The organism is Burkholderia sp. JKS000303 (assembly GCF_002563755.1).
Taxonomy (GTDB): Bacteria; Pseudomonadota; Gammaproteobacteria; order Burkholderiales; family Burkholderiaceae; genus Burkholderia; species Burkholderia anthina_B.
On the sequence record NZ_PDBZ01000001.1, the window covers coordinates 2,411,469 to 2,426,110 of the forward strand.

A 14,642-nucleotide genomic window follows, 5' to 3' on the forward strand; every position below is an offset into this window, starting at 1 on the left:
GCCATGCAACACAGGGGGCGGAGGGGGCCAGAGAGCCCGTCGATGGCCGGAAAACCCTTGTCAGACAAGAGAGACACGGATTCGGCGGACATGGGTCAAGGATTGCCACTATTGACGTTGGCGGGGCACCGGCGTAAGCGCCGGAGAGATGAAATTGGTAAGTATTTCGTAATAATTTGGAGGTGGTCCGGTGTCGCTGCGCAGCGCCTGAAACGCCCGGCTGGCCGCAGCACGCCGCCTGCCGGACAGTGCGTCGAGATTAACCAGGTGCCGGCCGCGCGTCGAGCAACTGCGCGCGAATCCAGCGGTGCGCATCGGTGCGGGCGTGCTTCGCGTGCGAATAGACCTTCACCGTGTAGCGGGGGATCTCGAACGGCGCGGGGAAGATGCGGATCGGCGCCGCGTGGCGCAGCGCCTGTGCGGCTCGGTTCGGGACGGTCATCAGCAGCGACGATTCCGCGATCACGAACGGGGCGGCCAGCACGCTCGGCAACTGCACGGCGACCTGCCGCTCGACGCCGAGCCGGTCGAGCACGTAGTCGACGACGCCGCGCGACTCGTTCCACGGCGTGACGACCACGTGGCGGGCCGCGAGGTACTGATCGAGCGTCAGCCGCCGGTGCAGGTCCGGATGCCGGGCGCTCGCGATGACCACGTAGTCGTCCGAGAACCAGTCGAAATCCTCGATGCCCGGCGCGTCGGTCGTCGATTCCTCGTGATAGCCGAGCGCGAAGTCGATGCGGCCGGCCGCGAGCTCGTCGACGGAGATCTTGCGGTCGGAATGGACGACCCGGATGCGCAGGCGCGGCGCGACGCGTTCGATCCGCGCGAGGAACGCGGGCAGCACCGCGAACGCCGTGTAGTCGCTCGCGGCGAACACGAACGTGCGGTCGCTTTGCGCGGGATCGAAGCGGCGCGCGCGGGCGAGCCCCTTCGACATCGTGTCGAGCGCGTCGCCGGCCCACGCGGCGATATCGTCCGCGCGCACGGTCGGCTGCATTTCGTTGCCGAGCCGCACGAACAGCGCATCGCCGATCGCGTCGCGCAGCCGCGCGAGCGCATGGCTCAGCGCGGACGGACTCATCGCGAGCTCGTGCGCGGCAGCGGCGACCGACCGGTGGCGGTACAGCGCGTCGAACACGAGCAGCAGGTTCAGGTCGAGGCGGCGCAGATCGGGATGCATCATTTTCATGTTCTGATGAAGAAACTGCACTTCCTGCAGTGGTGCCATGAACGTAGCATGTCGATCTGACCTGCGCCAGTGCGATTGCGCGGGCGTTGCATCCCGTTTCCAGCCAGAGCCGAAGGAGGGCTCACACCGTGCAAATCGATATCCGTCCCGCCACCGTCGCCGACGTGCCGCAAATCCTGCGTTTCATCACCGAGCTGGCCATCTACGAGAAGGCCGAGCATGAAGTGGTCGCGACGCCCGCGTCGCTCGAGCGCAGCCTGTTCGGCGAAGGCTCGCCGGCGCGCGCGCTGATCTGCGAGGTCGACGGCGAGCCGGCCGGCTTCGCCGTGTATTTCTTCTCGTACTCGACGTGGCTCGCCCGCCAGGGGCTGTATCTCGAGGATCTGTACGTGTCGCCGCGCTTTCGCGGCGCGGGCGCCGGGCTGCGGCTGCTGAAGGCGCTCGCGCGCATCGCGGTGGACACCGGCTGCGGGCGTTTCGAATGGAGCGTGCTCGACTGGAACGAGCCGGCGATCCGCTTCTACGAAAGCGTCGGCGCGGCGCCGCAGGACGAATGGGTGCGCTACCGGCTCGCGGGCGATGCGCTGCGTGCGTTCGCCGACGGCACGCCGGTCGACGCCGCGTAAACGCAAAACGGGCGCCGTCCGGCGCCCGTTTTGCATATCGCGATGCGTGTGCTTACTTGAGGCTGCCCGACAGGAACCCGCGCAGGCGCTCGCTCTTCGGATTGGCGAACACTTCCGACGGCACGCCTTCTTCCTCGACGCGCCCCTGGTGCAGGAACATCACGTGATTCGACACGTTGCGCGCGAAGCCCATCTCGTGCGTGACGACGATCATCGTGCGGCCTTCCTCGGCGAGCTTCTGCATCACCTTCAGCACTTCGCCGACCAGTTCCGGATCGAGTGCCGACGTCGGCTCGTCGAACAGCATCACGTCGGGATGCATCGCCAGCGCGCGCGCGATCGCCACGCGCTGCTGCTGGCCGCCCGACAGGTGCGACGGATACTGCTTCTCGACGCGCGGCGCGAGGCCGACTTTCTCGAGATATTCGCGCGCGCGATCCTCGGCTTCCTTCTTCGGGATGCCGAGCACGTTCACCGGCGCTTCCATCACGTTCTCGATCACGTTCATGTGCGACCAGAGATTGAAGTGCTGGAACACCATCGACAGCTTGGTGCGCACGCGCTGCAGCTGCTTCGGGTCGGCGGCGCGCAGCGCGCCCGTCTTGTCCTTGGTGGTGCGCACTTCCTCGCCGTCGACGACGATGCGGCCCGCGTTCGGCTGCTCGAGGAAGTTGATACAGCGCAGCATCGTGCTCTTGCCGGAACCGGACGAGCCGATCACGCTGATCACGTCGCCCGAGTTCGCCTTCAGCGACACGCCTTTGAGCACCTCGTTGTCGCCGTACCGCTTGTGCAGATTGTCGACGAAAAGCTTCTGGGTCTGGGAATTCATCAATAGTCCTGCGAAAACTTACTTGCCTTGCGGGCGCAGATACGCGAGCCAGCGACGCTCGGCCTGACGGAACAGCCAGACGAGCGTGAACGAGATCACGAGATAGAGCAGGGCGGCGATGCCGAATGCATGGAACGACATGTAGGTCGCCGAGTTCACGTCGCGGGCGATCTTCAGGATGTCCGGCACGGTCGCGGTGAAGGCGACGGTGGTCGCGTGCAGCATCAGGATCACTTCGTTGCTGTAGAGCGGCAGCGCGCGGCGCAGCGCCGACGGCAGGATCACGCGGCGATACATCGTGAATTTGGACATCCCGTACGCCCGCGCAGCCTCGATCTCGCCATAGGAGGTCGCCTTGATCGCGCCCGCGAAGATCTCGGTGGTGTACGCGCAGGTGTTCAGCGTGAACGCGAGCAGCGTGCAGTGCATCCCGTCGCGGAAGAACGAATCGAGCAGCGGCGTGCCGCGCACGAACTGCAGGCTGTAGAGGCCCGTGTAGCAGAGCAGCAGCTGCACGTAGAGCGGCGTGCCGCGGAACACGTACGTGTAGAGCCACACCGCGCCCGACAGCCACTTCTTCTTCGACACGCGGGCCACCGCGAGCGGCACCGACAGGCAGAAGCCGAGGCCGATCGACACGACCAGCAGCCACAGCGTGATCGCGACACCGGTGATCCGGAAACCGTCGGTGTACAGATAGTTGCGCCAGTATTCTTGGATGAGTTCGATCATAGGTCAGCCTTGCGGACACCGGTCGAGTAGCGCTTTTCGAGCCACATCAGCACGAAGTTCGAGATCGTCGTGATGGCGAGATAGACCGCCCCGGCGATCAGCGTGAAGAAGAAGAACCGCAGCGTGCCCTTGCCGGCGTCCTGCGACGCCTTCACGACGTCCGCGAGGCCGATGATCGACACGAGCGCGGTCGACTTCACGAGCACCTGCCAGTTGTTGCCGATGCCGGGCAGCGCGAAGCGCATCATCTGCGGGAACATGATCCGCTTGAACACCTGCCAGTTGGTCATCCCGTATGCGCTGCCGGCCTCGAGCTGGCCGCGCGGCACCGACAGGAATGCACCGCGAAACGTCTCGGTGAAGTACGCGCCGTAGATGAAGCCGAGCACGAGCACGCCGGCGAGGAACGGGTCGATGTCGATCTGATCCCAGCCGAGTGCGTCGGTCGCCATGTTCAGCCAGATCTGCAGGCTGTAGAACAGCAGCAGCATCAGCACGAGGTCGGGCACGCCGCGGATCAGCGTCGTGTAGACGGTGCCGACGCCGCTCGTGAAGCGGTTGCGCGACAGCTTCGCGCCCGCGCCGAGCAGGCCCAGCAGGAATGAAAGCGCGAGCGAAAGCACCGCCAGTTTGACGGTTTGCCAGGTGCCTGCGAGGATCAGCGGGCCGTAACCTTGTAGAAACATGTGTGGTCCCTGGTGTGGTCCCTGAGGGCGCACGCGGTGCGCCGCGAAATACGCGCCCGCCAAGCTGCGCGGAACGCCCCGTGCGTATCATGCCGTCCGCCCCGGCAACGGTGCCGGGCATGCCCGTCGCGCGAGCGCGGGCGAGGGGGCGGGCGGCGCGTGGTTGACTGCCTGTACTGCCCGGATGCGGGGCCGCCCCCGCATCCGTCGTCCGTCATTGTCGGCGCTCAGCGGGCCGAGTAGACGCTGAACGCGAAATACTTGTGCGACAGCCGGTCGTACGTGCCGTCCTTGTGCATATCGGCCAGCGCCTTGTTGATCTTGAGCTTCAGGTCCGTATCGTCCTTGCGCAGGCCGATCGCGGTGCCGTCGCCGATCGTCTTCGGATCCTTCACTTCCGGCCCGGCGAACGCGAAGCCCTTGCCGCGCGGCGTGCGCAGGAAGCCGTAGTCGGCCTGCAGTTCGTCCTGCAGCGTCGCGTCGAGGCGGCCCGAGCCGAGATCGGCGTAGACCTGATCCTGGTTCTGGTAAGGAATGATCGTCACGCCCTGCGGTTCCCAGTACGCCTTCGCGTAGGATTCCTGGGTCGAGCCCTGCTCGACGCCGACGCGCTTGCCCTTGAGCGACGCGACCGTCGGCAGCAGCGGCGAGCCGGTCTTGGCGATCATTCGTGCAGGTGCGTCGTACACCTTGTCGGAGAAGTCGATCTGTTCACGGCGCTTGTCTGTGACGGTCAGCGACGACACGATGATGTCGTACTTCTTCGCCTTCAGCGCGGGGATGATCCCGTCGAGATCCTGCGAGACCCATACGCACTTCACACTGATCCGCTTGCAGATTTCCTTGGTGAGATCGACGTCGAAACCGACGATCTCGCCGCTCGGCGCGGTCGACTCGAACGGCGGGTAGCTGGCATCGACACCGATCCGCACGGTCTTCCACTCCTTCGCGAAGGCGCTGCCCGCCACGAGGGCGAGGGCGGCGCACAGGGCGGCCTTCTTCATTTCCATTCTTTTGTCGCTCACTTCCGGGAGGGCGCTCACGGCCGGTCGGGCCGGGCGCCGCGGCGTAATTCTAGACGGCCAAAATTCGTGTTTCGGCGCGCTGGCAACGGCGCCCGCCGCACGGGCGAACGCCAAAAGGGCGGTATTTTACCCGAACGCGATACCCGTAAAACGGCAATCCGGCCGACCGGCCGATTCTTTGATCCGGCCGTTGCGGCAATCGTGGTATTCGCAACGAGTATTGCGTCGATTGGGTTCGTGAGTGCAACGATGCGGTGCGCGGAAAGCGGATTGTGGCGTGCCCGGGCCGCCCCTACAGTGCAGGTAAACCCGAAAAAGAATCTCTGCCTGCCGGAGTGCCCGCCCCATGTTCCAGATCCGCCGCGCCGCCGACCGTTGCCACACGCGCCAGGGCTGGCTCGAATCGAGCCACAGCTTTCCGCTTGCCGGCCACGCCGGGGCCGCGCATCCGCCGTTCGGTGCGCTGCGCGTGCTGAGCGAGGACCGGATCGCGCCGACCCGCGGCTTCGGCATGCAGCCGCGCCGCGACCTCGAAATCGTCACCTATGTGCTGGACGGCGCGCTCGCGCATCGCGACAGCCTCGGCAACGGCGCGATCGTGCGGGCTGGCGGGATCCAGCGAATGAGCGCGGGCACGGGGCTCGTGCATAGCGAAACCAACGCGTCGTGCGACCGGGCGCTGCATCTGCTGCAGATCTGGCTGCAGCCGGCCGAGCGGGGCGGGCGGCCGGGCTACGCGGAACGGCGTTTCGCCGACGACGAGAAGCGCGGCCGGCTGCGGCTGGTGGCGTCGCCGGACGGCGACGACGGCGCGTTGTCGATGCGCGCGGACGCGCGGATCTTCGCGGGGCTGATCGACGGGGACGAGCAGGCGGCGTTCGGCGTGCGGGCCGGGCGCAGTACCTATGTGCACGTGGCGCGCGGCGACGTGGAAGTCAACGGCCATGCGCTCGGTACGGGCGACGGCGTGCGGATCGCCGGGGTGGATGCGGTCGCGTTCGCACGCGGCCGGGCGGCCGAGGTGCTGCTGTTCGACGTCGCCTGAAATGAAACCGGGGACGCGGGCCGGATGCCCGCGTTCCCGTCGGTGCCGCCCGGGCGGGCGGCCTGCCGGCTTACTGCGCCGGCGCCGATGCGGCCTTGGCCGCGCGGTGCTGCTGCCAGTGTTCCTTCATCTTCTCGTGGCGCTGCGCCATCCGCGCGAACTGCTGTTTCAGCGCGGTGCTGACGGTGGTCTTCTGCTGGTCGTTCAGCCCGTTGTAGAACGTGAGCCAGGCGGCCGAGCTCTGCTCGCGCAGCTGCGCATTCTGCTGTTCGGCCTGCTGGCGGGCCGCGTGCATCGCGCTCAGGTCGAGGATCGGCTGGTTCTGCTGGGCCTTGAACTGCTCACGCATCTGCTCGTGGCTCTTGCGCATCGCCTCGTGGTTCTGCTTCATCGTGTTGACGGCCGTCTGCCATTGCTGTTCCTGCGACGCGTTCAGCTTCAGCTGGTCGTGCAGCTTCATGATCACGCCGAACGGGCCGCCGTCGTGGCCGTGCATGTGATGCATGCCGGGGCCGCCTTGCGGGGGCATGGTGTCGGGCTGCGCGGCTTGCGCGGTGCCGAATGCGAGAGCGAGCACGGTAGCGGCCGCGATGGCCACGCGGGAAGTCTTCTTATACATTTCAGAAACTCCTTGTATCCAAAGGGTCCGGCGATGCGGTGCGCGGGGTAGCCCGTGTGCCGCATCCGGTAAGACGCAGGTTAGCGGCGCAAGCCCCGGCCGGTGTTACGCGGGAAGCCTGCCGGGTTACGGCGCATTACAGTTGCCTTGCGCGGTAACCCGCAGTAACCCTTTCGTCCCTTTGTTTCGTTCTTTGACCCCGCGCTCGCGCGGTAAACTTCAAGCCATGACTACCCAGATCCTCATCGTCGACGACGACCAAGAACTCCGAGACCTGCTGCGCGACTATCTCGTGCGCCAGGGGATGGAAGTGTCCGTGCTGCACGACGCGGCGACGCTCGAGAAGCGCCTCGAGCGCGAGCGGCCCGACCTGATCGTGCTGGACCTGATGATGCCGGGCGTGGACGGCCTGACCGCGCTGCGCCAGTTGCGCGCGGCCGGCGACGACATCCCCGTGATCATGCTGACCGCCCGTGCGGACGACGTCGACCGCATCGTCGGGCTGGAGCTCGGCGCCGACGACTATCTCGGCAAGCCGTTCAACCCGCGCGAATTGCTGGCGCGTGTGCAGGCCGTGCTGCGCCGCCGCCGCGCGACGCCGTCGGCGGCGGCGCCCGAGCAGCGCGAGCCGTTCGCGTTCGGCCGTTTCGTGCTCGACTTCCAGGCGCGCACGCTGTCGGTCGACGGCAAGCCCGCAACCTTGTCGAGCAGCGAATTCGCGCTGCTGAAGATCTTCGTGAACCACGCGCTGCGCACGCTCACGCGCGAGCGGCTGCTCGAGCTGCTGCACGGACCCGAGTACGACGGCACCGACCGCGGCATCGACGTTCAGGTGTGGCGTCTGCGCCGTATCCTGGAAACGGACCCGTCGACGCCGCGTTTCATCCAGACGGTCCGCGGGCGCGGCTACGTGTTCGTGCCCGACGGCGAGGCCCATGCGCAAACCCATTGATTCACTGTTCGGGCGGCTGGCACTGCTGGTCGTCGGCGTTCTGCTCCTGTCGCATTTCGCATGGTTTTTCGCGATGCGACTCGAGCGCAGCCAGATGCAGACGCGCTATGCGGTCGAAGAGGCCGCGTTCCTCGTCGACGCGGTGCGCCAGCACGTCGAGCGCACGCCCGATCAGCCGCTGCCGTCGCGCGTGCGGCTCGTGTCGCCGGACAGCCCCGACGTGCCGAAGGCCGGCGACTCGAACATGCCGGCACCGCTCAAGCGTTTCCGTGACGACGTAAGCGACCGGATGCCGGCGGGCACCCGGGTCGAGATCGGCCAGCCGGGCCATCCGCCGGTGCTGTGGGTCAAGGAGCCGACCGACCGCAACTGGATCGTGGTGCCGGTGCAGCCGTTGCGCCCGCCGCGCTCGCTCGACCGGATGCTGTTGTGGCTCGGCACGATTTTCTCGGCCGGCGTGATCGCCGCGCTGTTCGCGGCGTGGCAGCTCCAGCAGCCGCTGCGCTCGCTCGCGCGCGCCGTCGCGCGCTTCGGCCGCGGCCAGCCGGTGCCGCCGCTGCGCGAGCGCGGCCCGCGCGAGCTGCGCCAGCTCACGCACGGCTTCAACCAGATGGTGGAGCAGGTGTCACAGGCCGAGAGCGACCGCGCGGTCATGCTGGCGGGCGTCGCGCACGACTTGCGCACGCCGCTCGCGCGGATGCGCCTGCGGGCGGAAATGATGGATGACGCGCGTTTGCGCGACGGCGTCGTGCGCGATGTCGACTCGATGTCGCACATCGTCGACCAGTTTCTCGTGTTCGCGCACGGCGGGGCGGACCGCAGCGAGCCCGTGCCGGTCGACCAGACCTGCGAGCGGATCGCGCGCAGCTATCGGGCGGTCGCGCCGAACGCGCCGACGGTCCAGACGCATCTCGCGGCCGATCCGGGCTTCCGCCTGCCGACCGCGACGCTCGACCGGATCCTGTCGAACCTGCTCGACAACGCGCATGCCTATGGCGCGCCGCCCGTGCTCGTCGAGACGGTGCGCACGCCGGCCGGCTATGTCCTGTCGGTCAGCGACAGCGGTGGCGGGATCGCGCCGCGCGACCTCGCGGCCGCGACGCGACCGTTCGTGCGGCTCGACCCCGCGCGCGGCGGGAACGGCCACAGCGGGCTCGGGCTCGCGATCGTCGAACGGCTGGTCGTCAGGCTGGGCGGGGCGTGCGAGATCGGCAACCGTCCCGAGGGTGGCCTGCGCGTGGCGATGACGTTCCCGTTCGACGTGGTGCCGAAGGACGAACTTCACGCCGAGGCCGCGTAAGCGGCGCATGCGGCGCCTGCCGGGCAGGCGCCGCGCGGCATCATTCGCCGAACAGCGTGCCGAGCGTCTCGGCGGCGTTGCTGTCGATGGTGTTGTAGGTCACGCTCGTGGCCTCGAAGATATAGACGGTCGTATAGCGGCCGAGGCGCTCCAGGATTTCCTCCTGCAGCGACTCCGGCACGACGTTCATGTTCAGGTACCACGCCGTCGACGACAAGCGCGTCTGGAACGACCCGTATTCCTGCATCAGCTCGTAGAACGCGTCGGCATCCTGATCGCGGCAGACGATCACCAAATTTCCTGCCATTCCCTTCCTCCCGCTGGTCGAACGATCCCTAGGGGCTGTCTGTCGGCAGACGCTAAGGGCCAGCCCTGATCATACCTGCTTCACCGCATTCGTCCGCTGACGGCCCGCATGGTTTGCGTTTGAGTGCGGCGGGCGGGTTCACGGCCGGCCCGGATCACGGCATAATTCGGGGCCTGCATGCCGGCCGACCGACTGCGGCCGGGTTGCTCCGCACCGCGCGCCCGCCGTCCGCCCGCGCGCCGGGCACGAACCGTGCGCCGCCCGCGCGTCGCATGGTCCCCGGACGGTTGTACCTGAAATACAGGTTGGTGTAGTGTCGTGCCGTCGCGGCCCGACGCGGCCGCCGGGGCGCAGCTTGCACGCACGGCGCGCCGCGCCGGCGTGACATCGTGAATCCATCGAATTACCGCGCCCGAGCGCTTTGCCATGAATCAACATCGTTTGCCGGCTTCGTTCGGCGTTACCGGGGAGGGCGCCTGATGGACCTCGGATTCTTCAATCCGAACCGGACCGCCAACGCGTCTGCGTGGCGCGTGCTGCCGAACCGGTGGGATTTCATCGCGTTTCCGCTGATCATCTGCCTGATCGCGATGGCGGTCGTCGGTTTCCATGAAACGATGGCGCCGATCGGCGTGCTGCAGACGCAGAAGATCTCGCTCGATCCGTCGAACCTGCCCGAATACGCGTTGCGCACCACGCTGCGGATGCTTGCGGCGATGGTCGCGTCGCTTGTGTTTACGCTCGTCTACGGCACACTCGCCGCGAAAAGCCGGCGCGCGGGCATGGTGCTGATCCCGATCCTCGACATCCTGCAATCGGTGCCGGTGCTCGGCTTCATCTCGTTTACGGTCACGTTCTTCCTCGCGCTGTTCCCGAGCCGCGTGCTCGGGGCGGAACTCGCGGCGATCTTCGCGATCTTCACGAGCCAGGCGTGGAACATGACGTTCAGCTTCTACCAGTCGCTGCGCACGGTGCCGCGCGACCTGGACGAAGTGTCGCGCGGCTTCCACCTGACGTCGTGGCAGCGCTTCTGGAAGCTCGAGGTGCCGTTCTCGATGCCGGGCCTGATCTGGAACATGATGATGTCGATGTCGGGCGGCTGGTTCTTCGTCGTCGCGTCGGAGGCCATCACCGTCGGCAACCAGACCATCACGCTGCCGGGCATCGGCGCGTATCTCGCGCAGGCGATCTCGGACAAGAACCTCGGCGCGATCGGCTGGGTGATTCTCACGATGACCGTCGTGATCCTCGCGTACGACCAGCTCCTGTTCCGCCCGCTGATCGCGTGGGCCGACAAGTTCCGGATGGAGAACACCGCGTCGGGCGATGCGCCGCAATCGTGGCTGCTCGACCTCGTGCGCCGTACGCGCCTGATCCATCAGCTGCTCGTGCCGGCCGGCTGGTTCTTCGCGAAAGCCGCGCGGATCCCGCTGCGCCTGCCGCTGTCGGGTGCGATGCGTTTCACGCTGCCGAAAGTCGAGAAGAAGGCATCGCGCACGGTCGACATCACGTGGGCGATCCTCGTGCTGATCGGGACGGCCTATATCGTGTGGCGCGTCATCAGTTTCGTCTCGACCGGCGTGACGATGGCTGAAGTCGGCCACGTGCTCGTGCTCGGGCTCATCACGCTGCTGCGCGTGGTCGTGCTGATCGCGATCGCTTCCGTGATCTGGGTGCCGATCGGCGTGTGGGTCGGACTGCGTCCGAAGCTGGCCGAGAAGCTGCAGCCGCTCGCGCAGTTCCTCGCCGCGTTCCCGGCCAACCTGCTGTTTCCGGCGTTCGTGATCGTGATCGCGCGCTTCCACCTGAACCCGGACATCTGGCTGTCGCCGCTGATCGTGCTCGGCACGCAGTGGTATATCCTGTTCAACGTGATCGCCGGCGCGACGTCCTATCCGAACGACTATCGCGAAGCGGCGACGAACTTTCGCATTCGCGGCTGGCAGTGGTGGCGGCAAGCGATCCTGCCGGGCATCTTCCCGTACTACGTGACGGGCGCGATTACCGCATCGGGCGGCGCGTGGAACGCGAGCATCGTGTCGGAAGCCGTCCAGTGGGGCAACACCAAGATCGAGGCCCACGGCCTCGGCGCGTACATCGCGCAGACCACCGCCGCCGGCGACTTCCCGAAGATCATCCTGGGCATCGCCGTGATGTCCCTGTTCGTCACCCTGTTCAACCGCCTGCTGTGGCGCCCGCTGTATGCCTTCGCCGAAGCGAAGCTGCGGCTCGACTGAGACCGATTGAGAGCGAAACGCGATGCACAATCCGAATGCTGTAAACGCCCCCGTCCAGACGTCCCAGCCGCCGCGACTCGGCGAGGAAATCCTGCGCGTCGACCACGTGAACCGTGGCTTCAACAAGACGCAGGGCGAATTGCTCGTGCTCGACGACGCGAACCTGTCGCTGCGCGAAGGCGAGATCGTCGGGCTGCTCGGCCGTTCCGGGTCGGGCAAATCCACGCTGTTGCGCATCATCGCCGGCCTGATCGAGCCGACCGGCGGTGAAGTGACCTATCTCGGCAAGCCGCTGAACGGCCCGGCCGAAGGCGTCGCGATGGTGTTCCAGACCTTCGCGCTGTTTCCGTGGCTGACCGTGCTGCAGAACGTGGAAGCCGGGCTGGAAGCGCTCGGCGTCGGTGCGCGCGAGCGGCGCGAACGCGCGCTCGCGGCGATCGACCTGATCGGTCTCGACGGTTTCGAAAACGCATACCCGCGCGAGCTGTCGGGCGGGATGCGCCAGCGCGTGGGCTTTGCGCGCGCGCTCGTCGTCGATCCGACGATCCTGCTGATGGACGAGCCGTTTTCCGCACTCGACGTGCTGACCGCGGAAACGCTGCGTACCGACCTGCTGGACCTGTGGACGCAAGGCCGGATGCCGATCAAGTCGGTGCTGATCGTCACGCACAACATCGAGGAAGCGGTGTTCATGTGCGACCGGATTCTGGTGCTGTCGTCGAATCCGGGCCGCGTGATCGCCGAGATCAAGGTGCCGTTCAAGCATCCGCGCAACCGTCTCGACCCGGCCTTCCGCAAGCTCGTCGACGACATCTACGCGAAAATGACCGCGCGCCAGACCGGCGAAGCGACGAAGAAGGGGCTCGAACTCGGCAGCTGGCTGCCGCAGGTGTCGACCAACCTGATGGCGGGTCTCATCGAAACGCTGGCGATGGCGCCGTACCACGGCCGTGCGGACATGCCGGAAATCGCGCGCACGCTGCATCTCGAAGTGGACGACCTGTTCCCGATCGCCGAAGTGCTGCAGCACCTGGGCTTCGCCGACGTGCGGGAAGGGGACGTGTTCCTGACGCCGCCGGGGCGCGTGTTCGCGGAATTCGGCACGCAGGAGCGCAAGCTGATGTTCGCGGATCATCTGCTCAAGCATGTGCCGATGGCTGCGCGGATCAAGAAGGTGCTGAACGAGCGTCCGGGCCATCGGGCGCCGCGCGTGCGCTTCGAGCAGGAGCTGGAGGATTTCCTGTCCGACGGCGCGGCCGAGGAGACGCTCGACGCGGTGATCGACTGGGGCCGTTACGGCGAGATCTTTTCGTACAACGACCAGACCGAGATCTTCAGCCTCGAGGACGTCGAGTCCTGAGTGTGCGTGCCGGGCCGTGCGGCCCGGCTTCTCTTGCGTCGCACGGGTGACGCGCGACGCGGCGCGTCGTTACTGCAGGTTGCCCCAGCGATCGACGGCCGGTTCGGCCGATGCCCACTTCCAGTGCGTGCCTTGCTGGCACGCACTCGCGAAATACCAGTCGGCCTTGTCGCCGTCCTTCACCGAGAACGCGAATTCCTTGCACAGCGCGAGCGCCGTCGAATATGCGCGCGCGACGCGCACCTCGCCTTCGCCGTTCTCCAGCGGCAGCGTGTTCTTCACCTTCCACGGCTTCACTTCGCCGACAGCCAACGTGCCGGCCACCTTCGCGATCGCGTCCTGCTGGTTCTGATGGAGCTGTTTCATCGTGCGGTTGACGGCCTCGTCGGTCGCCGCCTGCACGGCAATGCCGACGCCGACGCCCACGGCCGGGTTCGCGGTGACGAGGCCCGTCGCCGCGCCGGCGAGTGCGCCGCTTGCCGCGCCGACCGAGCCGCAGCCCGACAGCGCGACGGTGGCCGCGCACAGCGCGCCGATCGCCGCGATACGAATCGCGACGCTCATTGCAGCGCGCCCCAGCGTTCAGTTGCGGGTTCGGCCGACGCCCATTTCCACACCGGGCCTTCGCGGCAGATCGTGGCGACGTAGAACGCCGATTGCGCGGCCTTGTCGCCCTTGGCGGGCGTGTCGACCGCGAACACGATTTCCTTGCAGTCGAGCGGGCCGACGCTGATCATCCGGCTCACCGTCACGCGGCCCTGTTCGTCATCCTCGATCGGAAACGAATGGTGCGTCGACCACGGCGCGACGCCGCCGACATCGAGCGGGCCGGCCGCTTTCGCGATCTGGTCCTGCGTATAACGGTGGGCGACGCGCTGCGTGTACTGGACACCCGCACGGGCGCCGGCGACGGCGCCCAGGCCGATGCCCGTCGCGACGGCGGCGTTGTTGGTGACCTTGGATGCAATCGCGGCGCCCGCGATACCGGCGCCAGCGGTTGCGCCTTCGCTGTACAGCGAGTTGCAGCCGGACAGCAGTGAGGCCGTGGCGATCGCGGCCAGCACGATGCGCGCCGGCATGGCCCGGCGCGGCGATTCGAAACGAATGTTCATCCCTGAGTGCAAGTCCTGTCTGGGTGAGCGGCGACGCGTGCGCGCCCCCTTGCCGCATCATTGTTTCGCAATTGTCATGGGAAAACTGCAAAGCTTTGACAAATCGCCGGCGGCGGCTCGCGCGCATACGCGCGGCGTTATTGTCGGACAGATGATTGGAGAGGGGTCGAAACGTTACAAATTGAAGGTAATTGTTACCTTCGGATGCTCGGAAGCGACCTAGACTGTTTTGTTATGGAATGTTTCAACGACGGCCCCGAGCCGCGCTGCATATGAGACACCCAGCCATGCGCCGTTCGAAACGCTTTTCCCCGCGTCCGCCCGAGGCGGGCGTCGACCGACCCGTTCCGCCACGCGTCTCGCCTGTCGCGCCGCCTGCGGGCGCGACAGGCGAGACGCCGTCCGACGGCGATCACAACCAGGGCGGCGCCCGCCCGGAAGGGCTCGACTATCAACGCGATCTCGGCCAGGAGCAGGACGCTTGACGCCGTCGCCGTTGCATTCCGCCGCCGCACTTCACTGCGCTTTTTGTTGCATCGCTCACATCTGAATCGCCGCGTGGCCGCCTTCGGGCCGCCGCGCCCGTCTTGGCGCGCGCCGTGCGTCATCCAATCGAA

16 protein-coding genes are annotated in these 14,642 nt (G+C 66.9%); 7 read left to right on the forward strand and 9 right to left on the reverse strand.

The window, feature by feature from the left end:
• Positions 1-259: 259 nt before the first annotated feature.
• Positions 260-1,186 carry a LysR family transcriptional regulator gene (locus BX604_RS11645; RefSeq protein ID WP_098552838.1) on the reverse strand — a complete coding sequence of 309 codons (927 nt, stop codon included), beginning with the start codon at positions 1,184-1,186 and terminating at the stop codon, positions 260-262.
• 134 nt (positions 1,187-1,320) lie between these two features.
• Here BX604_RS11645 and BX604_RS11650 point away from each other — a divergent pair, with 134 nt between their 5' ends.
• On the forward strand, positions 1,321-1,818 hold the full coding sequence (locus BX604_RS11650) for a GNAT family N-acetyltransferase (protein WP_098550931.1): 498 nt from the start codon (positions 1,321-1,323) through the stop codon (positions 1,816-1,818).
• 52 nt (positions 1,819-1,870) lie between these two features.
• On the opposite strand, the gene BX604_RS11655 is transcribed toward BX604_RS11650, so the two are convergent.
• From BX604_RS11655 to BX604_RS11670, 4 genes are all read right to left on the reverse strand, one after another.
• Positions 1,871-2,650, reverse strand: coding sequence for an ABC transporter ATP-binding protein (locus BX604_RS11655; RefSeq protein ID WP_098550932.1), 780 nt, complete (start codon positions 2,648-2,650; stop codon positions 1,871-1,873).
• 18 nt (positions 2,651-2,668) lie between these two features.
• The gene (locus BX604_RS11660) at positions 2,669-3,382 is read right to left on the reverse strand and encodes an ABC transporter permease (protein ID WP_098550933.1); all 714 of its coding nucleotides are present in this window, start codon (positions 3,380-3,382) and stop codon (positions 2,669-2,671) included.
• A complete protein-coding gene (locus tag BX604_RS11665) occupies positions 3,379-4,068 on the reverse strand; it encodes an ABC transporter permease (protein WP_098550934.1) in 690 nt (229 codons plus the stop codon). Before BX604_RS11665 ends, BX604_RS11660 begins: the two co-directional genes overlap by 4 nt.
• Positions 4,069-4,295: 227 nt before the next feature.
• Positions 4,296-5,072, reverse strand: coding sequence for an ABC transporter substrate-binding protein (locus tag BX604_RS11670; RefSeq protein WP_143748019.1), 777 nt, complete (start codon positions 5,070-5,072; stop codon positions 4,296-4,298).
• Positions 5,073-5,439: 367 nt separating this feature from the next.
• Between BX604_RS11670 and BX604_RS11675 the strand changes: the two genes are divergently transcribed.
• The gene (locus BX604_RS11675; RefSeq protein ID WP_098550936.1) at positions 5,440-6,138 is read left to right on the forward strand and encodes a pirin family protein; all 699 of its coding nucleotides are present in this window, start codon (positions 5,440-5,442) and stop codon (positions 6,136-6,138) included.
• Between the two features lie 70 nt (positions 6,139-6,208).
• Here the strand turns inward: BX604_RS11675 and BX604_RS11680 are convergent, their stop codons facing one another.
• Positions 6,209-6,757 (reverse strand): periplasmic heavy metal sensor, encoded by a 549-nt coding sequence (locus BX604_RS11680; RefSeq protein WP_098550937.1) that lies wholly within the window; start codon positions 6,755-6,757, stop codon positions 6,209-6,211.
• Between the two features lie 226 nt (positions 6,758-6,983).
• On the opposite strand from BX604_RS11680, the gene BX604_RS11685 reads away from it, so the two are divergent.
• Both BX604_RS11685 and BX604_RS11690 read left to right on the forward strand, forming a co-directional pair.
• A complete protein-coding gene (locus BX604_RS11685) occupies positions 6,984-7,709 on the forward strand; it encodes a response regulator (RefSeq protein ID WP_009693256.1) in 726 nt (241 codons plus the stop codon).
• Positions 7,693-9,009: an ATP-binding protein gene (locus BX604_RS11690; RefSeq protein WP_098550938.1), complete on the forward strand. Its 1,317-nt coding sequence runs from the start codon at positions 7,693-7,695 to the stop codon at positions 9,007-9,009. Before BX604_RS11685 ends, BX604_RS11690 begins: the two co-directional genes overlap by 17 nt.
• Before the next feature lie 40 nt (positions 9,010-9,049).
• On the opposite strand, the gene BX604_RS11695 is transcribed toward BX604_RS11690, so the two are convergent.
• On the reverse strand, positions 9,050-9,316 hold the full coding sequence (locus BX604_RS11695; RefSeq protein WP_027786765.1) for a double-stranded DNA-specific endonuclease: 267 nt from the start codon (positions 9,314-9,316) through the stop codon (positions 9,050-9,052).
• A gap of 479 nt (positions 9,317-9,795) precedes the next feature.
• Between BX604_RS11695 and BX604_RS11700 the strand changes: the two genes are divergently transcribed.
• Both BX604_RS11700 and BX604_RS11705 read left to right on the forward strand, forming a co-directional pair.
• Complete coding sequence (locus BX604_RS11700) at positions 9,796-11,553, forward strand: ABC transporter permease (RefSeq protein ID WP_098550939.1); 1,758 nt, start codon at positions 9,796-9,798, stop codon at positions 11,551-11,553.
• Between the two features lie 22 nt (positions 11,554-11,575).
• Positions 11,576-12,913 carry an ABC transporter ATP-binding protein gene (locus BX604_RS11705; protein WP_098550940.1) on the forward strand — a complete coding sequence of 446 codons (1,338 nt, stop codon included), beginning with the start codon at positions 11,576-11,578 and terminating at the stop codon, positions 12,911-12,913.
• Between the two features lie 69 nt (positions 12,914-12,982).
• On the opposite strand, the gene BX604_RS11710 is transcribed toward BX604_RS11705, so the two are convergent.
• Together BX604_RS11710 and BX604_RS11715 are read right to left on the reverse strand one after the other, a co-directional pair.
• Positions 12,983-13,477, reverse strand: coding sequence for a hypothetical protein (locus tag BX604_RS11710; RefSeq protein WP_098550941.1), 495 nt, complete (start codon positions 13,475-13,477; stop codon positions 12,983-12,985).
• Positions 13,474-14,025, reverse strand: a complete 552-nt coding sequence (locus BX604_RS11715; protein ID WP_098550942.1) for a hypothetical protein — start codon at positions 14,023-14,025, stop codon at positions 13,474-13,476. The genes BX604_RS11710 and BX604_RS11715 overlap by 4 nt, the downstream gene beginning before the upstream one ends.
• A 287-nt stretch (positions 14,026-14,312) precedes the next feature.
• Between BX604_RS11715 and BX604_RS11720 the strand changes: the two genes are divergently transcribed.
• A complete protein-coding gene (locus BX604_RS11720) occupies positions 14,313-14,510 on the forward strand; it encodes a hypothetical protein (protein ID WP_098550943.1) in 198 nt (65 codons plus the stop codon).
• Positions 14,511-14,642: the final 132 nt, after the last annotated feature.

Coding starts and splice junctions, on each gene's coding strand:
- BX604_RS11645 (WP_098552838.1), bottom strand. CDS start 1,186: ATGATGCATCCCGATCTGCGCCGCCTCGACCTGAACCTGCTGCTCGTG.
- BX604_RS11655 (WP_098550932.1), bottom strand. CDS start 2,650: ATGAATTCCCAGACCCAGAAGCTTTTCGTCGACAATCTGCACAAGCGG.
- BX604_RS11660 (WP_098550933.1), bottom strand. CDS start 3,382: ATGATCGAACTCATCCAAGAATACTGGCGCAACTATCTGTACACCGAC.
- BX604_RS11665 (WP_098550934.1), bottom strand. CDS start 4,068: ATGTTTCTACAAGGTTACGGCCCGCTGATCCTCGCAGGCACCTGGCAA.
- BX604_RS11670 (WP_143748019.1), bottom strand. CDS start 5,072: ATGAAGAAGGCCGCCCTGTGCGCCGCCCTCGCCCTCGTGGCGGGCAGC.
- BX604_RS11675 (WP_098550936.1), top strand. CDS start 5,440: ATGTTCCAGATCCGCCGCGCCGCCGACCGTTGCCACACGCGCCAGGGC.
- BX604_RS11680 (WP_098550937.1), bottom strand. CDS start 6,757: ATGTATAAGAAGACTTCCCGCGTGGCCATCGCGGCCGCTACCGTGCTC.
- BX604_RS11685 (WP_009693256.1), top strand. CDS start 6,984: ATGACTACCCAGATCCTCATCGTCGACGACGACCAAGAACTCCGAGAC.
- BX604_RS11690 (WP_098550938.1), top strand. CDS start 7,693: ATGCGCAAACCCATTGATTCACTGTTCGGGCGGCTGGCACTGCTGGTC.
- BX604_RS11695 (WP_027786765.1), bottom strand. CDS start 9,316: ATGGCAGGAAATTTGGTGATCGTCTGCCGCGATCAGGATGCCGACGCG.
- BX604_RS11700 (WP_098550939.1), top strand. CDS start 9,796: ATGGACCTCGGATTCTTCAATCCGAACCGGACCGCCAACGCGTCTGCG.
- BX604_RS11705 (WP_098550940.1), top strand. CDS start 11,576: ATGCACAATCCGAATGCTGTAAACGCCCCCGTCCAGACGTCCCAGCCG.
- BX604_RS11710 (WP_098550941.1), bottom strand. CDS start 13,477: ATGAGCGTCGCGATTCGTATCGCGGCGATCGGCGCGCTGTGCGCGGCC.
- BX604_RS11715 (WP_098550942.1), bottom strand. CDS start 14,025: ATGAACATTCGTTTCGAATCGCCGCGCCGGGCCATGCCGGCGCGCATC.
- BX604_RS11720 (WP_098550943.1), top strand. CDS start 14,313: ATGCGCCGTTCGAAACGCTTTTCCCCGCGTCCGCCCGAGGCGGGCGTC.